Annotated in this window: 18 protein-coding genes; all 18 read right to left on the bottom strand. The window is 69.9% G+C overall.

Annotation, left to right across the window (positions count from 1 at the left end):
• Positions 1-26: 26 nt before the first annotated feature.
• A complete protein-coding gene (locus F9C11_RS30255) occupies positions 27-1592 on the bottom strand; it encodes a class I adenylate-forming enzyme family protein (RefSeq protein ID WP_409180752.1) in 1566 nt (521 codons plus the stop codon).
• A gap of 5 nt (positions 1593-1597) precedes the next feature.
• Positions 1598-1858, bottom strand: a complete 261-nt coding sequence (locus tag F9C11_RS30260; RefSeq protein WP_409180753.1) for a hypothetical protein — start codon at positions 1856-1858, stop codon at positions 1598-1600.
• Positions 1859-1866: 8 nt separating this feature from the next.
• A complete protein-coding gene (locus tag F9C11_RS30265; protein WP_409180754.1) occupies positions 1867-3792 on the bottom strand; it encodes a hydantoinase B/oxoprolinase family protein in 1926 nt (641 codons plus the stop codon).
• An 11-nt stretch (positions 3793-3803) separates the two neighbouring features.
• Positions 3804-5870: a hydantoinase/oxoprolinase family protein gene (locus F9C11_RS30270; protein WP_409180755.1), complete on the bottom strand. Its 2067-nt coding sequence runs from the start codon at positions 5868-5870 to the stop codon at positions 3804-3806.
• A 92-nt stretch (positions 5871-5962) separates the two neighbouring features.
• Positions 5963-7054, bottom strand: a complete 1092-nt coding sequence (locus F9C11_RS30275) for a LuxR C-terminal-related transcriptional regulator (protein WP_409180756.1) — start codon at positions 7052-7054, stop codon at positions 5963-5965.
• A 114-nt stretch (positions 7055-7168) separates the two neighbouring features.
• Positions 7169-7342, bottom strand: a complete 174-nt coding sequence (locus F9C11_RS30280) for a hypothetical protein (RefSeq protein ID WP_409180757.1) — start codon at positions 7340-7342, stop codon at positions 7169-7171.
• Between the two features lie 14 nt (positions 7343-7356).
• Positions 7357-8040 carry a cysteine hydrolase family protein gene (locus tag F9C11_RS30285; protein ID WP_409180758.1) on the bottom strand — a complete coding sequence of 228 codons (684 nt, stop codon included), beginning with the start codon at positions 8038-8040 and terminating at the stop codon, positions 7357-7359.
• Positions 8037-9164 carry an NDMA-dependent alcohol dehydrogenase gene (locus F9C11_RS30290; protein WP_409180759.1) on the bottom strand — a complete coding sequence of 376 codons (1128 nt, stop codon included), beginning with the start codon at positions 9162-9164 and terminating at the stop codon, positions 8037-8039. The genes F9C11_RS30285 and F9C11_RS30290 overlap by 4 nt, the downstream gene beginning before the upstream one ends.
• Entirely contained in the window at positions 9161-10036 is an 876-nt protein-coding gene (locus F9C11_RS30295) for an alpha/beta hydrolase (protein WP_409187007.1), read from the bottom strand. Before F9C11_RS30295 ends, F9C11_RS30290 begins: the two co-directional genes overlap by 4 nt.
• A gap of 2 nt (positions 10037-10038) precedes the next feature.
• Positions 10039-10914 carry an MBL fold metallo-hydrolase gene (locus F9C11_RS30300; RefSeq protein WP_409180760.1) on the bottom strand — a complete coding sequence of 292 codons (876 nt, stop codon included), beginning with the start codon at positions 10912-10914 and terminating at the stop codon, positions 10039-10041.
• Between the two features lie 24 nt (positions 10915-10938).
• Positions 10939-12060: an NDMA-dependent alcohol dehydrogenase gene (locus F9C11_RS30305; protein ID WP_409180761.1), complete on the bottom strand. Its 1122-nt coding sequence runs from the start codon at positions 12058-12060 to the stop codon at positions 10939-10941.
• Between the two features lie 186 nt (positions 12061-12246).
• Entirely contained in the window at positions 12247-13182 is a 936-nt protein-coding gene (locus tag F9C11_RS30310; RefSeq protein ID WP_409180762.1) for a LysR family transcriptional regulator, read from the bottom strand.
• A 12-nt stretch (positions 13183-13194) separates the two neighbouring features.
• Positions 13195-14547 (bottom strand): phenylacetate--CoA ligase family protein, encoded by a 1353-nt coding sequence (locus F9C11_RS30315; protein WP_409180763.1) that lies wholly within the window; start codon positions 14545-14547, stop codon positions 13195-13197.
• A gap of 30 nt (positions 14548-14577) precedes the next feature.
• A complete protein-coding gene (locus F9C11_RS30320; protein ID WP_409180764.1) occupies positions 14578-15726 on the bottom strand; it encodes a CaiB/BaiF CoA transferase family protein in 1149 nt (382 codons plus the stop codon).
• A complete protein-coding gene (locus tag F9C11_RS30325) occupies positions 15716-16924 on the bottom strand; it encodes a CaiB/BaiF CoA transferase family protein (RefSeq protein ID WP_409180765.1) in 1209 nt (402 codons plus the stop codon). The genes F9C11_RS30320 and F9C11_RS30325 overlap by 11 nt, the downstream gene beginning before the upstream one ends.
• Position 16925: 1 nt before the next feature.
• Complete coding sequence (locus F9C11_RS30330; protein WP_409180766.1) at positions 16926-17333, bottom strand: Zn-ribbon domain-containing OB-fold protein; 408 nt, start codon at positions 17331-17333, stop codon at positions 16926-16928.
• Complete coding sequence (locus F9C11_RS30335; protein ID WP_409180767.1) at positions 17333-18559, bottom strand: thiolase family protein; 1227 nt, start codon at positions 18557-18559, stop codon at positions 17333-17335. The genes F9C11_RS30330 and F9C11_RS30335 overlap by 1 nt, the downstream gene beginning before the upstream one ends.
• Positions 18556-19062, bottom strand: a complete 507-nt coding sequence (locus tag F9C11_RS30340; RefSeq protein WP_409180768.1) for a MaoC/PaaZ C-terminal domain-containing protein — start codon at positions 19060-19062, stop codon at positions 18556-18558. Before F9C11_RS30340 ends, F9C11_RS30335 begins: the two co-directional genes overlap by 4 nt.
• Between the last annotated feature and the right edge of the window lie 12 nt (positions 19063-19074).

Below are 19074 nucleotides of genomic sequence, written 5' to 3' on the forward strand. Positions count from 1 at the left end.
TTCACTCCTTCTGGTTCACGCGGAATTCAGACGCGGCGCTGAAGGCCGGTCCACAATTTCTCGCGCAGGATCTGCTTCTGGATCTTCCCGGTGCCGGTCTTCGGCAAGTCCTCGACGAAGACCACTTTCTTCGGCACCTTGTAGCCGCCGAGCCGCGCCCGGCAATGCGCGAGCACCGCGTCGGCGGACACGGCGTTCCCGGGTTCCGCCGAGACGAAGGCGGTGATCGCCTCGCCCCACCGCTCGTCCGGCGCGCCGACGACGGCGACCTCCCGGATCCCGGGCAGTTCGGAGACGACGTTCTCGATTTCCCGCGGGTACACGTTGAACCCGCCGGTGATGATCATGTCCTTGCGCCGGTCGAGGATGAACAAATACCCGTGCTCGTCGAGGCAGCCGACGTCGCCGGTGTGCACCCAGCCGTCCGCAAAGGTCTCCGCCGTCGCTTCCGGCTTCCGCCAGTACCCGGCGCTCACGTGCGCGCCGCGGGTCCGGATCTCGCCGGTCGTCCCGGGCGGCACCGGACGGCGGTCCGCGTCCACGATCTCGACCTCGACGTGCGCGGTCACCCGGCCCGCTGACGCCAGCCGCGGCAGACCCCGCTCGTTGAGCGTTTCGACGTGGTCCTCCGGACGAAGCGTCGCGATCGGCAGCTGCGCTTCGCTCGCGCCGTACAGCTGCTGCATCGCCTCGCCGAAGTACGCGCGCGCCTTGGCCGCCCGATCCGGCTGGATGGCTGAACCCGCGTACGGCAGGATCCGGACGTTGCCGACCCGACCAGCCGGAGCGCCGCGGCGGGCCAGCTCCTCCAACAGCATCGTGATCATCGTCGGGACCAGCGGCAGCACAGTCACCTCGCCGCCGGCCGCGGCGTCCGCGACCTCCGCCGCGTCGAACCTCGGCGCGTAGACGTTCAGCCCGCCGCTCGCGGTGAGCACGTCCGCGATCCCGCCGCTGAAGTGGCTGATCGGCGCCGTGTGCAGGGCGGCGTCGCCCGGGCCGAGCGGAGGCAGCACCTCGCGGGCGTTGCGGACGAGCGCGCCGACCGTCCGGTGCGGCACCCGCACGCCCTTGGGCTGCCCGGTCGAGCCGGACGTGTAGAGCAGCCAGGCATCGTCCTCGGCATCGGGCAGCGGCAACTCGTCGTCCGAGCCGGAAGCGACGAACTCCTCGAACGGGATACCGCTCTGATGGCCTTCGCCGAGCACGATGATTTCCTTGACCTGCGGCGGAATCCACGCCGTGCCGTGCTCGCCGAGCCATTCGCCGTCGGCGAGCACGAAGGCCGGTTCCGCGTCCGCGGCGATCTGGGCCAGTTCGGCGGGGTGCAGCCGGGGCAGCAGGCCCACGCGGACTCCGCCGCCGAGCACGAGCCCGTGGTACGCCTCGGCCCATTCGCAGCTGTTCGGCCCGAGCAGCACCGCGCGGGTGCCGCGTTCCGCGCCGAGCGCCCGGAACGCCTGGGCGATCCGCCGGGCGCGGCGGCCGAGTTCGCCGTAGGTCAGCTCGCGCCGGGAGTCGCGGATCGCGGGCCGGTCGGCGAACTCGGCGTACGCCTGGGTGTACAGCCGGGCCAGTGGGGTCGGGGACATGCGCGTCACCCCAGCCGCGAGGGCGCCCAGTCGCGCGTCGGCGAGCGCCACGCGGGCCAGTTGTCCTCGGGCTCCGGCCGGGTCACCGACAGATGCGTGAAGCAGTCCTGGCACTTCACGACCATGCGCGGGCCGAGATAGTTGGCCACCGGGTACCGCTTGACGTCGGTGCTCCGGCACGACGGGCAGGTGGCGTCCACCGGCGTGCGCTCGACGGACACGCGCGGGGTTTCCGGGCGGGGGAAGAGAAGTCGGTCGACAGACATGGGTGCTCCTATCCCAGGATCCAGTTGACGGGCGTGGCGACCGGCACCGACCAGGTGCCCGCGTCGCGCCGGGCGGCGAGCTCCGCGCGGCGCTCGCCGGTCGCGGTCTCGTCGATCCGGCCGTCGCGCAGCACGGCCCCGAACGCCTCCGCGGCGAATTCCTCGCTGTACAGACCGTCGGCGAGGTCGCGGCCGAGCCGGTCGAGGTCCCGGGCGAGCGGATCTCCCCAGCCGCCGCCTCCGCCGATCAGGAACCGGATCGCGTCGCCCGCTTTCAGCACCAGCCCGGAGAACTTGCCGGTCCGGTACCGCGCGCCCCGGCAGAACCCGCCGTTGTTCGGGTCCGGGCGGCCGTCGTCGTCGAACATGCCGAAAAGCGGTTCCGCGCCGCGGAGGTCAAGCGGATCCGCGTGCCGCGCCAGGTCGAAGTTCTCGATGTACCAGCCGAAAGCGGGCGCGCCCGGACCAGCTCCCGCGGCACCCGGCGCACCGACGCGCACCCGGTCGCAGGTGATCGTGACCATCGTGTCCGACTGCGCGGTGAGCGTGTACACCGAGCCGAGCCCGCCGCGGTACTCGCCCGCTCCCGCGGTGTCCAGCACCATCTCGTGCTGCGCCACGATCAACGGGCTTTCGATCTCGACGTGCTCCTGCACCGACGTCCGGCAGTTGCCGATCGGCGTGACGCAGAAGGAAATCCCGTCTTCCTTCCACGTTCCGCCCCACCCGCCGCCGGCGAGGGCGAACGCGCCCCACGGCATGCCCTCGTGCCCGGTGCGAGTGTCGATCCCGCCGAGGCTGACCACCAGCGCGGTACCGGTGTCGCACGCGATCGCGCGGTCGCCGACGGCCTGGCTCAGCGCGCTGGCGACGGCGTTGATGCCGCGGGCTCCGATGTCGGCGTGGTTCGAGCAGCTCGACGGCGGCAGCACGCACACCACGCTGCCCTGCGGCAGGAGTGTCTCAATAGGACGGAGCGTGCCGCTGTTGACCGGCGTGCTCGGGTCGACCATCAGCTTGACCGCTTCGATGCACCGCACCGCCTCGCACCACGCGGTGCCGCAGTTGCCCAGCGGCTGCCGGCCGGAACCGGAGAAGTCGATCTCCATGCTGTCGCCGCGCACTTTCACCGTCACGCGCACCGGGATCGGTTCGTCGGTGACGCCGTCCTCGTCGAGGAAGTCCTCCACGGTGTAGTCGCCGTCCGGGATGCCCGCGATCCCGCGCCGCATGCTCGCTTCGGTCGCCTCGATCGCGTAGCGACCGGCCGCCTTCACCTTCTCCAGACCGCCGCGTGCGACGAGCGCCTGCAACTGCCGCTCCCCCACGACCAGGCAGCCGTGCAACGCGCGCAAGTCGCCGAGGACGAGGTGCGGCACCCGGTTGTTCTCCAGGATGAAGTTGAACAGCGGCCGCACCGGCACGTCGTTGGCATACAGGAGCGAGGGCGGCAGCTTGATCTGTTCCTCGAACGACGTCTGCGTGCCGTTGGAGAACCCGCCGGGGATCGGGCCGCCGAGGTCGACCAGATGCGACGTCGAATGCAGCATGAACTCGACCCGGCCGTCCACGAACACCGGCCGCAGCAAGTTCACGTCGGACTGGTGGATGGTGCCGCGCCACGGGTCGTTGACGAAGATGACGTCGCCGGGCTGCAGCGAGTCGAGGTCGAATTCGTCCATCACGAAGTTCACGATGTGCGGCGAGGTGAACGCGTGCTGCATGCAGCCTTCCCACTGCGCCACGGTCTCCCAGCCGTCGCCGCTGCGGACGTGGATGGCGGTGGTGCAGTCGAGAATGTCGCGGCATACCGGCGAGAACGCGCTGCGCATCAGCGCCTCGTTCATCTCGCGGGCGACCTCGATCAGGCCGTAGCGCAGGATGTCGAGTTCGAACTCGGCCGTCCCGGCGGCGGGTTCCGCGGAAATAGTCATGTCGGCGCTCCTCAGCCCTGGTTCTCGATGATCAGGAGACGATCCGCGTCCACCCGGGCCCGGCGGCCCGGCAGCACGACCGTGGTGGCGAACTTCTCGGAGACGATCGCCGGTCCGTCGACGACCTCGCCGACGGCGAGCCGTTCGCGGACGTGCACCGGCACGCTGACGGTCTCGCCGGATCCCGGCACGCGGAGCTCGCGCTCGCCGAGCAGGGATTCGCCTCGTTCGGCCGCGGTGGACGGCACCTTGTTCGGCCTCGGGATCACCGCGGTCACTTCGAGCGTGGAGACCACGACGGGGATTTCGGCTGCGGAAAAACCGTAGGAATCCTGGTAGAAGGCGTGGAAGTCGGCGACCACGCCGGGCACGCGCTCCGCGGTCATCGGCCCGGGTGCGAGCGGGAGCCGGTTGTCCCAGGTCTGCCCGCGGTACATGGCGAAGACCGCGCGGTCGAAGGCCAGCCCGTCCAGTTCCACTCCCTGCGCGGCCAATTCCTCGGTGAGGCTCTGTTCCATCGCGGTGAATTCCGCTTCGACCGTCTCGGCGTTATCGGCGCTGAGCGGGACCATCAGCGACTGGGCCCGGGTGGTCCGCAGGTCGCTTTGCAGCAGCCCGAGCGCGGAGAACTGGCCCGGCGTCGACGGCACGACAACCGTGTCCAGTCCGAGGATCCGCGCGACGCGATCGGCCAGCATCGGGCCCGCCGAACCGAACGGCAGCAACGCGAATTCACGCACGTCCAGCCCGCGATAGACCGAGATGGTGCGGATCTTCGCCGCGATGTCCTCGCACGCGATCTGGTAGGCGGCCTCGGCCAGCTCCAGCGCGGAAAGCCCCCACTGCTCGCCGGTCCGGGCCAGCGCGGCGCGCGCGGCCTCGACGTCCAGGGAGATCCGGCCGTTCGCGAACAGGTCGGGTTGCAGCACGCCGAGCAGCAGGCAGGCGTCAGTGAGCGTCGCCTCGGTGCCGCCGCGGCCGTAACACGCTGGGCCGGGGTTGGAGCCCGCCGATTTCGGTCCGACCGCGACCTGCCCGAGCGCGTTCGGGCCGATGACGCTGCCCGCGCCCGAACCGACGCTCTCCACATCGACCAGCGGCAACGTCAGCGTCAGACCGGTCTCCAGGGTCCACAGGTCGGTGAGCGGGGTCTGCGCGTCGACGATCGCGGCGACGTCGGTGCTGGTGCCGCCGACGTCCATGGTCAGCAGGTTGCGCTTGCCCGATTCGCGCGCCAGCTGAAGGCTGCCGGTCACGCCGCCGACCGGCCCGGACACGAGCTGGAAGACCGGAGCTTTGCCCGCGTCCTGGACGGTCGCGACGCCGCCGTTCGTGGTCATGATCCAGAGCGTGCCGCCGAACTGCCGCTCCTCCAGTGCGACGGTGAGCCGCCGCAGATAGCCGACCACGGCCGGGCCGACGTACGCGTCCAGCGCGACGGTCGTGGTCCGTTCGTGCTCCTTCGTGACCGGATACAGGTCCGAGGTCTGCACGTAGGCGTGCGGAATCTCCTCCGCGAGAATTTCCGCCGCGCGCCGTTCGTGGCCGCGTTCCCGGTAGGAATTCATGAAGCACACCGCGACCGCCTGCACACCCTGCGCGGCGAACTCGCGGGCCGCCGCGCGGACGGCGTCCTCGTCCAGCGCCAGCAGCTCCGTGCCGTCGTAGCCGATCCGCTCCGGGATGCCGATCCGGTCGCGCCGGTGCACGATCGGCCGCTCCTGGTGCGGGCGCAGCCAGGTCGGGTCGTAGAACCGGTCGCCGAACTCGCGGTGCATCCGGCCGATGTCGAGCAGGTCCCGGTGCCCGCGCGTGGCCAGCAGCGCGGTCTTCGCGCCCGCCCGGCTCAGCAGCGCGTTGATGCCGACGGTGTGCCCGTGCACGATCTCCGCGACCTCGGGCGGCTCGACGCCGATCGCGGCGAGCGCCTCGAGGACGCCGTGTTCCTGTTCCTTCGTGGACAGCACCTTGCCGTCCCGGATCTCCCCGGTGGCCCGGTCCAGCCCGATGATGTCGGTGAAGGTCCCGCCGACGTCGATGCCGACCAGCCATCCTGCCGAGCCTCGTTGCTCAGTCACCTCATGCCTCCACGGGTCGTGGTGTGTGAGGTGATTCTGTGGCCGGTGCGACCGCGGTCACATCGGCCAAGGGTCCGGGACGGAGCCGTACCTTAGGACAGTCCCCCGCCGCGCAGCCAGAGCGCGATCGCCTCCGTGCGGCTGGCCACGCCGAGCTTGCGCAGGATCTGCGTGACGTGGGACTTCGCGGTGCGTTCGGTGATCGCGAGTTCGCGTGCGATGTGCCGGTTGGACCGGCCCGCCGCGAGCAGCTCCATCACCTCGTTTTCCCTTGCGGTCAACGGGATCTGCGGGCTCGCCGCGGGTGGCGCGACCGGGGCGGGGAGAGCCGCCGGACGCGTCATCAGGCCGTCGGCGGTGTCGCGCAGGAAAGCCAGGCCTTCCAGCATCGTGAGGCGGCCGAGCGAATGGCTCAGCGCCTCGGCCATCAACGTGAGCAGCGCGCGGTCGGTTTCGTCGACGTCGCGTCGCTGGTGATAGCGATCGCCGTGCAGCAGTCCGACGACCTGGCCCTGCACCGTCAACGGGGCGATTCCGTACGAAGTGGACTTCGTGACCCGGATCAGGTCGCGGTCCACCCGTGCGCTGTGCTGGGTGTCGAAGATGAGCCGGGTTTCGGCCCGGTCGACCACATCGGCCTCGATCAACCCGCCGCGCAAGGCGGGCGGCGAAGCTTTCCCGACCGCGACGATCTCGTCCGCCCACCGCGGCTCGTGCACGACGCACATCGTGTGCAGCCGCCACACGGAATCCACCACCCGGGAGACGAGGACCCGGTCGAACCCGAGCCGGCACCCCGCTTCCGGAACCCGGCCGAGGAATTCGTCCACGGACTTCGCGTCGCGGACCGACGCCAGCGACGCGGCCACCTGGCGCAGCAGCACGTGCCGGTCGGCGAGCCGCGCTTCCGCCAGTTCAGCCTCGACCGCGCGGATCCGGCCGAGCAGCTCGGCCAGCTCCCGCCGCCGGGTGCCGGACACGCCGGGTTCGTCGGCGATCTGCAAGGTCTCGGCGAGCACCGCGTTCCACAACCGGCTCATCGCCCCGGCCGCTTCCCCGGCCCACGGCCCGTCGAGCCGCGGCACGGGCACGTCGAGACCCAGCGTGGCCCCGACATCCGCGCACAAGTCCCGGTACCGAGCGCCCAGCCCGGCAGCCCCCGAGACGGTGCTGTCCACGTCCATCGGCCACCTCTGGTACTTCCGAGGGCGCGGCATCGCCGCCGCGCTGAAGCACAATATATGCGCTGATGGGCGCTCGTTCAAACGAGGCCGGGGCGGCCCGCCAGGACGAACCGGTCACTTCACCGCGGTGACGGCGAGATTTTCCCGGAAGAACGGCACCGATTCGGCCACCGTGCGGTCGACGTGCTTCGGCACGTCGTAGAGGTCCAGGTGCGTGCCGCCCTCGAGCACGACGAGCTTCTTCGGGCCGCGCACCCCGCCGATGTGGTGGTCGTGACGGTCGAGCATCGCGAAGACTCTCCTCAACTCGTCTCGAAAGCCCCGGCTGCCTCGGCAGCAGTAGCCGGTCGTGCCAGATACCCGCTGACCAGCCGCTCGGCCGAAGCTTGATCCGCAGCAGTCGTGGCGGCAGTGCAGTCGGTCAGCAAGTACTGCTCGTAGCCGAGGTCGAACCCGCCCGCAGCGGTGAGCAGGACGCACCGGTCGGTCACCACGCCCGCGTACAGCACCGTCCGCACCCCGAGGTTCCGCAGCACCTGATCGAGGTCCGAGCTGCCGAACGCACCCGAGCCGGACTTCGTGACCAGCAGGTCGCCCGGCTCGTGCAAGCCGTCCAGAGGTTCCGCCGCCCACCTGCCTTCGAGAGCACCCGCTGCCCGCACGTACTCGCGCAGCGCGGGCACGATGTCGGCGTAGTCGGCGGCCCGGCTGGCAAGCCGGGAATGCACAATCGCGGCGCCCGCGGTGCGAGCAGCGGGCAGCACCCGCGACAGGGCCGGGACCACGACGTCGGCGCAGCGAGTGGTCTTGTAGTCCCCGCTGGCTGTGCGCGAGCTGAATCCGTCGGGATGCGCCTGCCAGTTGATCAGGTCGACGAGCACCACCGCCGTGCGGTGCGGCGCGAACCCGGCCCACGGGTCGTCCGGGTTGAACGCCGGTGAGTTGTACCAGCGCCCGCGCAGCGAATCCGGCAGCAGTCCGCTCATCCGCGGTGCCGGTCCGCGAAGCTCACCACGCCGCGGATATTCAGCCCGTTGTGCAGGTCCGCGTACGCTTCGTTGAGCTGTTCGAGGTCGTAAGTCCGGGTGATCAGTTCTTCCAGCTTCAGCGAGCCGTTCCGATAGAGATCCAGCATCAGCGGGATTTCCCTGGCCGGGCCGCCCATTCCGTACAGCGCGCCCTGGATCCGTTTCTCCGACATGGTGAATTCGAGCAGCGGCACCGGAATCCCGACGAGGTCGTGCTTGGCCGCGCTCGTCACCACGAGTGTGCCGCCCTTGCGCACCGCTGCGTACGCCTGCGCGAGATGCTCCGCGGCGAGCACTCCGACGCACACGATCGACGAATCCGCGCCCTGGCCGTTGGTCAGCGAACGGGCGCGTTCGGTTGCCTCGCCGATGTCCGCGAACGCCTCCGTCGCCCCGAGTTCAAGCGCCAGTTCGCGCTTCATGGCGACCGGATCGACCGCGATGACATGCTCGGCCCCGACGTAGCGCGCGCCCTGCACCGCGTTCATCCCGATGCCCCCGGCGCCCATCACGATCACCACGTCACCGGCGTCGATCCCGGCCGCCCGCACCGAGGAGCCCCAGCCGGTCGGGACCGCGCAGCCGACGATCGCGGCGACCTCGAACGGGATGTCGCGGCGGATCGGCGTGGCCGACACCTCGGGGATGACGGTCCATTCGGAGAACGTGGAGATGCAGGCGTTCTGCGCGACCCCGCGACCGTCCGCGTGCATCCGGAACGTGCCGTCGAGCTGGGTGCCGACGGTGATCAGCGCCCCGTTGTCGCAGAGGTTCTGCCGCCCGGCCACGCACATCCGGCAGTGCCCGCAGGCCGGGATGAACGACGTGACGACGTGGTCGCCGGGCACGACCCGGGTGACGCCCGGCCCGACCTCGCGCACGATGCCGGCGCCCTCGTGCCCGCCGCAGGCCGGATAGGAGTGGAAGGGGATGTCGCCCTGGGCGAAGTGGTCGTCGGAGTGACAGAGGCCGGAGGCCAGCATCTGCACGAGAACCTCTCCCGCCTTGGGCGGATCCAGGTCGACCTCGCGCACGTCCCACGTGCCCGGCGCTTCCCACAGCAGCGCGGCAGTCGTCTTCATGAAGCACCTCCGGGATAGCAGGCACGCAGGAAACTCCGGTACGCGTCGGTAATTCCGGTGCTGTGCGATTCGCCGGGGATCAGCTCACAGCTGACCCGCAGGCCCGGCAGCGGACGCTCGGTCACCACGTCGAGAAAACGCAGGAACTCGATCGCGAGGTGCCGGTAGAACTTGCTGGGGCCGAGCATTTCGTACGCGTTGACGGTCAGATGCAGGGAGGTCTCCCCGGGAAGCCCGCGCAGGCTTTCGTAGCGTTCGTAAATGCGGCTGTCCGGCACGACGATCCCGGGGCTGCTGGCGCCGAAGCGGGTGAAGAGGGCAGCTCCCGCAGTCAGTGCGAACAGGGTGAACAGACCGCCGTAGGAGTAGCCGAACAGTCCGACGTCGTCGGCGCGAACCCGGTAGCGAGACTCGATTTCCGGGTGCAGCTCCGTCTCCAGGAAGGCGAGGAAGTTGTCCGCCCTCGCGTTCTTCTGCTGGGCGAAGAAGGCGTCGCACACCGATTCCGGAGCCGCGCCCGAGTCGACGCCGAGCCGGCTTCGGATGTGCGCGTGCATGAAGTCCGGCACGCCTTCGCCCGGCGGCACCAGGTCGCGGTTGCGCAAGACCAGCTGGTTCGGCGCATCCTCCTCGACGTAGCCGACATTCACCTGGACATACGGTTCGACCGGGCGTGCCTGCTGCCGGTCGGTGAGCGCGCCGCGCAGTCCTTCGGTGAGCGGCGCGACGATGTTGCCATCCGTGGCGTACACCAGCGGCCAGGCCCCGTCGCGTTCGTAACCGCGCGGAAGGAACACGCTCACTGCGAACCGGGCGCCGACCGCAGCCGAGTCGATCTCGAAGTACTCGGTCGCGGCACCCGGCGCGGGCATCGTCACGACACGCCCTGGGACCTGAGCGAGGTCCACGTCCGGCGCGAGCGGCCACGCATCACCCGCCCGAACGCCGAGCCGGTGAGATGGCATTGCGCGGCAACGGTATTGGTGTCGCCTTCCAGCTCGCCCATGATCCGGGCGCGGGTCTGTTTGCCCAGTTCTGCGTCCACTTCGAAGGCCAGCGATACCTCGTTGTCGGTGAGCTGCGCCGGGCAGTGCAGGACGTCGCCGAGGATCATCGCTCGGTCTTTCCCGGACGAGACGACCAGCGAGCAGTGACCTGGCGTGTGCCCGGGTGTCGCGACGATCGACACACCGGGCGCGATGACGGCACCGTCCGCGACCGTGTCGACCCGGCCTCCCAGCGGGGTCAGCACGCCGTTCGGATCGGGACCGACCGCGGCCAGCGGATGGTCGCCGAGGGACTGCCAGAACTCGACTTCGCCTTCGCCGGCTAGGTGCCGGGCGTTGCGGAAGGTGAGCGCGTCGTCCTGCGCGGTCCAGCCGACGTGGTCGATGTGCATGTGCGTGTAGAAGACCGTGTCGATGTCTTCCGGGGCGAGGCCTTCCTCGCGGAGGCTGGTGAGCAGGCGGCCGGAGCGGAACTCGCCGTCCGCCGCGGGGAAAGCCACAGTGCGGTCGCCGAAGCCAAGGTCGACGAGAATCTTGCGGTCACCCGTGCGGATGAGGAAGCTGCCCAGAGACAGCACGAGTTTGCCGTCGGCGTCGAACAGTTCCCGGTGTGCGTCCCAGAGTTCGGTGGTGCCTGCCGGGAACAGCGCGGCCGCCGAGACGACGGCCTCGCCGTCGGGCAGGTAGCTGATGCCGATGTCGCCGACGCAGATAGTTTCGCGGGGTGAAGCTTGTGCGGACATCGTCGTCCTCTCGAAGTTCGGTCGTCAGTCGGAATGCAGGACGACGCCGCGGATGTTGCGGCCCGCCTTCAGGTCGTCGAAACCGGCGGCGATGTCGTCAAGCGGGTAACGCGTGGTGATCAGTTCGTCGAGCTTCAGCACGCCCTGGCGGTACATCTCCAGTTGCGCCGGGATGTCCGCGGTCGGCGAACTCGCGCCGAACAGCGAACCCTGCAGCCGCTTCTGGTAGAGGACCAGCTCGTGCAGGTTGAAGTCGCCGTCACGGACGAAGGTCTCGCCCAGTCCGACCGCGACGCAGGTCCCCGCCTTTCGCACCGCCTCGAGACCCTGGCCGAGGTGCCGTCCGGTCACGACGCCGACGGTCACGATCGCCGAATCGGCGCCCTGCCCGTTGGTCATCGACCGCGCCAGCTCAGTGGCCTCGGCCATGTCCGCGACCGCGTGAGTCGCGCCGAGCTTCAGCGCGGATTCTCGTTTGAACGCCACGGGATCGACCGCGATCACGGCGGCAGCACCGGCGTGCGCGGCACCCTGAACGGCGTTGATCCCGATGCCGCCGATCCCCATCACGATCACGACGTGCCCGGGCCGCACGGCGGCCGAGTTGACCGCCGCTCCCCACCCGGTGCCGACACCGCAGCCGGTGAGGCACGCGACCTCAAGCGGAATGTCCGGGTCGATCTTGACCACTGAGGCGGTGGAGACGGTGGTGTGCTCGCAGTAGGTCGACAAGCCGGCCATCTGGCCGACCGGCTGCCCGTCGAGCGACAGCCGGAACGACGCCGGGTCCTCCGGCCGGGCACCGGTGCCGAGGGAGGCGCCGAGGTCGCAGAGGTTCTGCAGGCCGCGGGCGCAGAACCGGCACCGGCCGCAGACCGGAAGGAAGGAGAAGACGACGTGGTCGCCCTCGGCGAAGCCCGGCGTTCCCGTCCCGACCGCCTCGACGATTCCGGCGCCTTCGTGCCCGCCCGCGAACGGCAGGATCGGCGGGGTCTGGTCGCCGGTCGCGAAATGGTCGTCGGAGTGGCACAGGCCGCTCGCGACCATCCGCACCCGCAGCTCGCCGGGTCGCGGGTCCTCGACCTCCAGTTCCACCACCTCGTACCGCCCTGGGGTCTCCCGCAGCACCGCCCCGCGGGTCAGCACGCGACCACCGCACCCCGATGTGCGCCCATCGTTTTCGGCCTCCTTGTTTCCGGCAGCACGGAATAGCGCTCACCGCGCTCGATGACATTCAGATGATTTCCTGCCGCGGTTTCGATGTTAGGCAGCGCACACCGCAAGAATCAATTCGGAATCCCCGAAGCGGCAATTCGGGGAACGGAAACCGCGTCAGCCGCCCGCCGGCGGTTCGTCCGCCGGCCGGTCGAGCAGCTGCTCGAGCAGCGCCCGGCACGCCGCCGCCGGACGACGGCCCGCCGCGGTCGCGAGGTGGATCTTCCGCTCCGCCCACGGTTCGGCGAGTTCGACCACCGCCACCCGCTCCAGGAATTCGCGCGTCACCATGCACTCCGGCTGCGCGGTCACGCCGAGCCCGGCCTGCACCAGGCTCAGCGCGACCTCCCCGCTGCGCACGCTGAACGCCGGTTCGAACTCCTCGCCCAGCCGCCGCGCCGCGGCCCGGAACGCGCCCGCCATCGGGCCCACCGCGATCAGGGGTTCCGGCAGCAGCTCCGCGAAGGTCACGCTCAGCCGGTCCGCGAGCCGGTGCCCGCGCGGCAACGCCACCACGATCCGGTCGCGCCGGTACGGCGTGACGTCGACGCCGGTCAGGTCGAGTTCGTGCGCCGCGGCGAACACGCCGAGGTCCGCTTCGCCGCGCGCGACCTCCTGCAGGATTTCCCGGTTTTCGATTTCGTGGACGATCAACCGGACCTGCGGGTATTGCCGGTAGAATTCGCCGAGTTCCCGAGCGAGAAACGGCGCGAAGATCGACCGGGCCGACGCGATCGTCAGATCTCCCTGCATTCCCTCCGTGAACGCCGCGATTTCCGAGCGGATGTCCTCGAGACTGCCGAAGATCTTCCGCACGTGCCGCGCCAGCACCGCGCCCGCGGGCGTGGGCACGACGCCGCGCGGGCCGCGGTCCAGCAGTTCGATGCCCGCGATGGCCTCCAGGTCGTGGATGCGTTTCGTCGCCGTCGACGCCGAGACGTTCTCCCGGATCGCGGCCAGCCCGATCTGCTTCTCCTCGACCGCGGACAGGAACAGCCGCAGGGTCAGAAGGTCGACCTGCCGGATCAGGTGCAGCCTGTTGAACGCGCTCACGCTCTACCTCTATCACGCGGTCTGCGCGGGCACCCGTTCGACGAGAGCGACTTTCACGTGGTCAGGGCGCTTCAAGGTGCCGTCCGGGACCAGCGTGACGGCGGTTTTCACGTTCAGCGCGGACCGGATCCGGCTTTCCAGGGACGTCCGGAGTTCATCCTGTTTCTCCGCGGGCAGCCCGGCCGCGTGTTCGACCACGAGCGGCAGCGGCTTCTGCGTGGAATGCCCCTCGAAGTCCGCGCGGATCCGCATCTCGCCGGTGGTGACCGGGGCCAGCTCCGCCACCAGCTGCTTGATCGCCGACGGGAACACGTTGATCCCGCGCACGATCAGCATGTCGTCGGTCCGGCCGATGCAGCGCACGGTGTACCCGGTCCGCCCGCACGCGCATTCGGTGCCGGTGACGATCACGTGGTCGCGCGTGCGGAACCGCACCAGCGGCGACGCCTGCCGCCGCAGCGCGGTGTACACCAGCTCGCCCTGGGCGCCCTCCACCGGCGTGATCTGCTCCCCGGTGTCCGGGTTGATCAGCTCGGCGACCATCAGATCCGGCGACAGGAAATGCATCCCGTTCGCCTCCTCGCATTCACCCCAGTAAGTGCACGCGATGTCCGTCCCGCCGAGCATCTCCCGCGAGGTCGCGCCCCACAGCGATTCCAGCTTCTCCCGCACCGCGGGCAGCCCGCCGCCCGGTTCGCCGCCGACGCTGATCGCGCGAACGCCCAGGTCACGAGCGTCCAGACCGACGATCGACGGGGCCTGCTCGGCGAGGTAAGCGAGGAAGTACGGCGTGCCGATCAGCGCGTTCGGCCGCTGGTCCGCCTGCACCCGCAGCAGCCGCTCCGCGCCCGCCTCGGCGCCGATCGGGATGTCTACGATCCCCATGTGCTGCAGGATCTGCACCACCGGCAGCCCGCCGACGAACCCCTTGCTCATCCCGAACGCGTGCAGCAGCCGGTCGCCCGGCCGGAACCCGTTCGCATACAGCGCCCGCGCGCCCAGCTCGCACCAGGTTTCGATGTCGCCGCGGGTCAGCCCGACATACGACGGGCTGCCCGTGGTCCCCGAGGAGGCCTGGATCTGCACGATCTCCTCCGGGCCCGCCGCCACGTGCGCGCCCAGCGGCGGTACGGCGGCCAGGCTCTCGCGCAGCTCCTGCTTCTCCGTGAACGGCAATCCGGCCAGATCCTCGACCGTCCGCACCTTCGCCAGGTCGATCCCCGCGAACTTCTCCTGATAGAACGCACTGCGCGCAGCCACGTACGCCAGCTGCTCCCGCAACCGGTCCTGTTGAACCGCGCGAGCCTCGCTCGCGGACGCGGACTCGATCGCGCTCCACTGCTTTTCCGAATACGGCGCAGCCATGACACTTTCCACTTCTGTCCGGGGACGGGTTCAGGCCCGGGTCGGCAGCACCGAGCCGAGCAGGTCGTTGTCCGCGCCGATCGGGCGGACCGCGGGCAGCGGCGGCGGACGCCGGCCGTCGAACGACAGCGGCAGCCCGACGACGCCGATCTCGCCGTCGTCGGCCGTGTCGATGATGCCGAGTTCGCGGGTCTGCTCGTGGCCGACCAGCTCCGGCGTCGTCTGCACCGGCGCGCACGGGATGCCGGCCGCCTGCAGCCGGTCCTGCCACTGCGCGCGGGTGCCGGTCGCGATCCGCTCGCCGATCAGCCGGTCGATTTCGGCGCGGTTGTCCAGCCGTGCGGCATTGGTCGCGAATCGCGGGTCGGCCGCCCATTCCGGATGGCCGAGGGCCTCCGACAGCCGGGCGAACAACGCGTCGTTGGCGCAGCTGACGATCAACGCGCCGTCCGAGGCCGCGAACGCGCGATGCGGGACGATGAACGCCACGCCGGAGCCGTGCCTGCTGCCGGGATAGCCGTCGGCCTGGTAGCCGGCGATGCCGACGCAGTTCCACGCGATCGCCGTCTCCAGCAGCGACGCGTCCACGGCGGCTCCGGTGTGCTTCACGTGCCGCCGGTTCAGCGCCGCGAGGATGCCGATCACCGCCCACATCCCGGTTCCGAAGTCCACAATGGACACGCCGGCGCGCACCGGGCCCCCGTCGTGTTCGCCGGTGATGTCCATGATGCCGGAGAACGCCTGCATCAGCGGGTCGTAGCCGGGCAGTTCGCGCAGGGGGCCCGCCTTGCCGAACGCGCCGATCTCGCAGTGCACCAGCTCCGGTTTGGTCACCCGCAGGTTGTCCGCGTCGAGGCCGTACTTCGCGGCGGTGCCGGGCCGCAGGTTGTGCAGGAACACGTCGGCCCGCTCGGCGATGAGCCGGTGCAGCGTGGCGAGCTGCTCGCGGTCCTTGATGTCCAGGCTGAGGTAGCGGCGGCCGCGGTTGAGCGCGTGGAACGCGGCTCCGTCGCCCTTCCACTCGCTCGGTCCCCAGCCGCGCGCGGAGTCGCCGGTCGGCCGCTCCACCTTCCACACCTCGGCGCCCAGTTCGGCGAGGATCTTGCCGGCGAACGGCGCGGACGCACTGTCGCTCAGCTCCACCACGACGATGCCCGTCAGGGGCAGTTCACGCGTCATCACGCACTCCAATCCCGGCCGCGCCCGCCGCGAGCAGCGCGCCGACCTCGTCCTCGCCGAATCCGAACTCCCTCAGCAGCTCCGCCGAATGCTCGCCCAGCCGGGGCGCGGAATACCGCAGCTCGGGAGCGCTTTCGCTCCACTGCTGCGGGATGCCGATGGTGCGCAGCCGCCCCTCCGACGGGTGGTCCTGTTCCGCGAAGAAGCCGACCTCGCTCATGTGCGGATCGCTCAGCAGCGTCTCCGGCGTGTTCATCCGGATCGCCGGGATGTCCGCCTCGCCGAGCAGCTTCAGCCATTCCCCGGTGGACCGGGTCGCGAAAACCTCCGCCAGGAACGCGTACAGCTCGCCGATGTGCTCGGTCCGCCCGTGGATGTCGGCGAACCGCGGATCCGCGGCGAGATCCGCTCGGCCGACCGCGGCGAAGAACCGCTGCCAGTGCCGGTCGGTGTAGATGTTGACGCCCAGGTAGCCGTCGAGGGTCCGGTAAGGACGGCGGTCGGAGTTCATCATCCGCGCGTAGCCCCACTCCCCGATCGGCGGCACGAAGGTGTGCCCGTAGAGGTGGTCGCCCATCGCGAAATGCGCGAACGTTTCGAACATCGGCACCTGCACCTCCTGTCCGCGCCCGGTGCGCTCGCGATGGAACAAAGCCGCGGTCACCGCGTTCGAGGCGGCCATCCCCACTACCCGGTCCGCGATCGCCGCGGCGACGTACTCCGGTTCGCCTTGCCTGCGGCTTTGCAACACCGGCATCCCGACCGCGGCCTGGATCAGGTCGTCATAGGCCGGTTTGCCCGCGTACGGGCCGTTCTGGCCGAACCCGAAACAGCCGCAGTACACCAGCCGCGGGTTGATCTCCCGGACGTCCGCATAGGACAGTCCGAGCCGCTCCATCGCCGCCGGGCGCAGGCTGTGCAGCAGCACGTCCGCCGAGCGCAGCATCCGGACCAGCGCGGCCCGGCCGTCCGGATGCTTCAGGTCGAGCACCAGGCTGCGCTTGTTCCGGTTGAGGTGCAGGAAGATCGCGGCCATCCCGGGATTGCGCCGCGGGCCGACGCCGCGGGTGGTGTCCCCTTGCGGAGACTCCACCTTCGCGACGTCGGCGCCGAGGTCCGCGAGCAGCAGGGACGCGTACGGCCCCATGAAGTTCGAGGTCAGGTCCAGGATCCGCACTCCGTCGAGCGGTCCGGCCATGTCATCCCTCCGCTGCCGGGGCGAACACCGGGAGCGTCTGCTCTCCGCGCCGCACGAACCGGACCTCGACCGGCATGCCGATCTCGATCGCGTCCGGTTCCGCCTCGATCTGCGTGAACAACTGGTAGCCCTCGGCCAGTTCGACGAACCCGACCGTGTAGGGCACGATCGCTGCCCATGTCGGCGTCGGGCCGCGCATGACCGTGCTGTAGGACCAGACCGTGCCGCGGCCCGCCGACTGTTCCCAAGCCAGCGAGCGCGCCGAACAATGCGGACAGTAGGAGTGCGCGGGCCACACGACCTCGCTGCACGCACCGCAGCGCTGATAAGTGAGCCGTTCCTCGTCGAGCGCCGACCAGTACGGTTCGGCGTCCGGCAGCCGGTAGGGCTGCGGCCAGTCCTCGCTCATCACGGCCTCCCAGCTTCGTTGCCGGACAACACCATCACGCCCGCCGCGGCGAGCATCCCGCCCGCGCCTTGCACCAGCACCGTGCGCGGTTTCCGCTTCGGCGCCAGCCCCAGCGCGGTCCCGCGCAACTGGCGGACGGCCTCGACCAGACTGTCCATATTGCACGAAATCCCCGGCTGCCCGAAGGAAAGCCAGCCGCCGTTGGTGTCGGTCGGCAGGTCGCCGTCGACGCCGGTGCGGCCCTCGCGGTACACGTCGATGCCGTGGCCCTTCTTCGCGAAACCTAGGTCCTCCATGATGATCGGGCCCATGTGCGCGAAGTTCACCGACAGCTGCAGCATGTCCACATCGGACGGAGTCAGCCCGGACCGGGTGAATGCCTGACGAGCGGCCTCCACGGTCGCGGTGTGCGTCAGGTTCGGGAACTCGCCCAGCCCGGCGAACCGGCCCGAGCGCATGTTCATCCGGTCGGTGAGGTACTCGTGCGTGGTCGCCGAACCGTAGCCGCGCACCCAGACCGGGTCGCGCGCTTCCTTCGCGCGCTCGGGCGAGGTCACCACCAGCGCGCCGCCGGTGCCGCCGCCCCAGGTGGAGCACATCCACCGGCGCAGCGGCGTGGCGACGTACGGCGACGAAAGCACCTTCTCGCGGTCGATCTCGCCGTGCTTGCGCTTCGCCGCGTGCGGATGCCGCGCACCCCACCGCTGGTTGGCGATGGCGACTTCGGCGAGATCCTCCTCGGTCACCCCGTATTCGTGGAAATACCGGCACGCGGCCTGCGCGTACAGCGAGGGGATGGTGGGGCCGTAGGGCACCTCGTACTGCGGGTCCGAATCGGCTTCGGAGCCCATCGCCACTGCGTCCACGAACAACTCGGTCGCGTCGCTCTGCACGCACAGCACGTACTCCGCCGCGCCGGCCGCGATCATCTGGGACGCGACCGCGATGGTCGACGTCAGCCCCGCGCCGTGCAGGGTGATCTCGCTGGTGAGCGTCACCGGCATCTGCAGGTGCGAGATGAAGATGTTGCTCCACTGGGACCGCTTGTCCGCCCACGGCGAGCGCCCGGTGAACACCGCGTCGACCTGGTGCTTGCCGATGCCGGCGTCGGCCAGCGCGGCCATCGTCGCTTCGGTGGCCAGCTGCAACGGGTCTTTCCGGTCGGCCTTCGACGCGTACGCGTCGCCCATCCCTACGATCGCGGCGACCGGTTCCCCGGCGCTCACTTCCGCTCCGGCTGCTTCTCCGTCGGCAGCGAGGCCGCGAGCAGTGCTTCGAGGTCCTCGCGGCGGCGCAGCATCAGCAGGCTCCACTCGCTGCGCTGCACCACGTAACCGTCCTGGTTGAGCGCCTTCATCAGGAACGTGGTGACGCCGTACTTCTCGTCCTTTTCCTTCTTCGCGGTCACCTCGGCGGTCACGTAGATCGTGTCGTCGATCGCGACCGGCTTGAGGTAGCGGAGGTTGTCGATCCCGTAGTTCGCCTGGATCGACGGGCCGAACTGGATCAGCCCGGTCATGATCGAATACGTCAGCGAGCCCTGCACCAGCCGCTTCCCGAACCGGGTCTGCTCGGCGTAGTGCTTGTTGGAGTGGATCTCGATCCAGTTGCCGGTGAGCGCGCAGTAGTTGACGACGTCGGCCTCGGTGATCGTCCGCCCGCCGGTGCGGAAGGTCTGTCCGACCTCCAGCTCGTCGTAGGGCATGTCGATGCGGTTGTTGATCCCCATTGATCTTCTCTC

Source organism: Amycolatopsis sp. VS8301801F10, assembly GCF_046195355.1.
Classification (GTDB): Bacteria; Actinomycetota; Actinomycetes; order Mycobacteriales; family Pseudonocardiaceae; genus Amycolatopsis.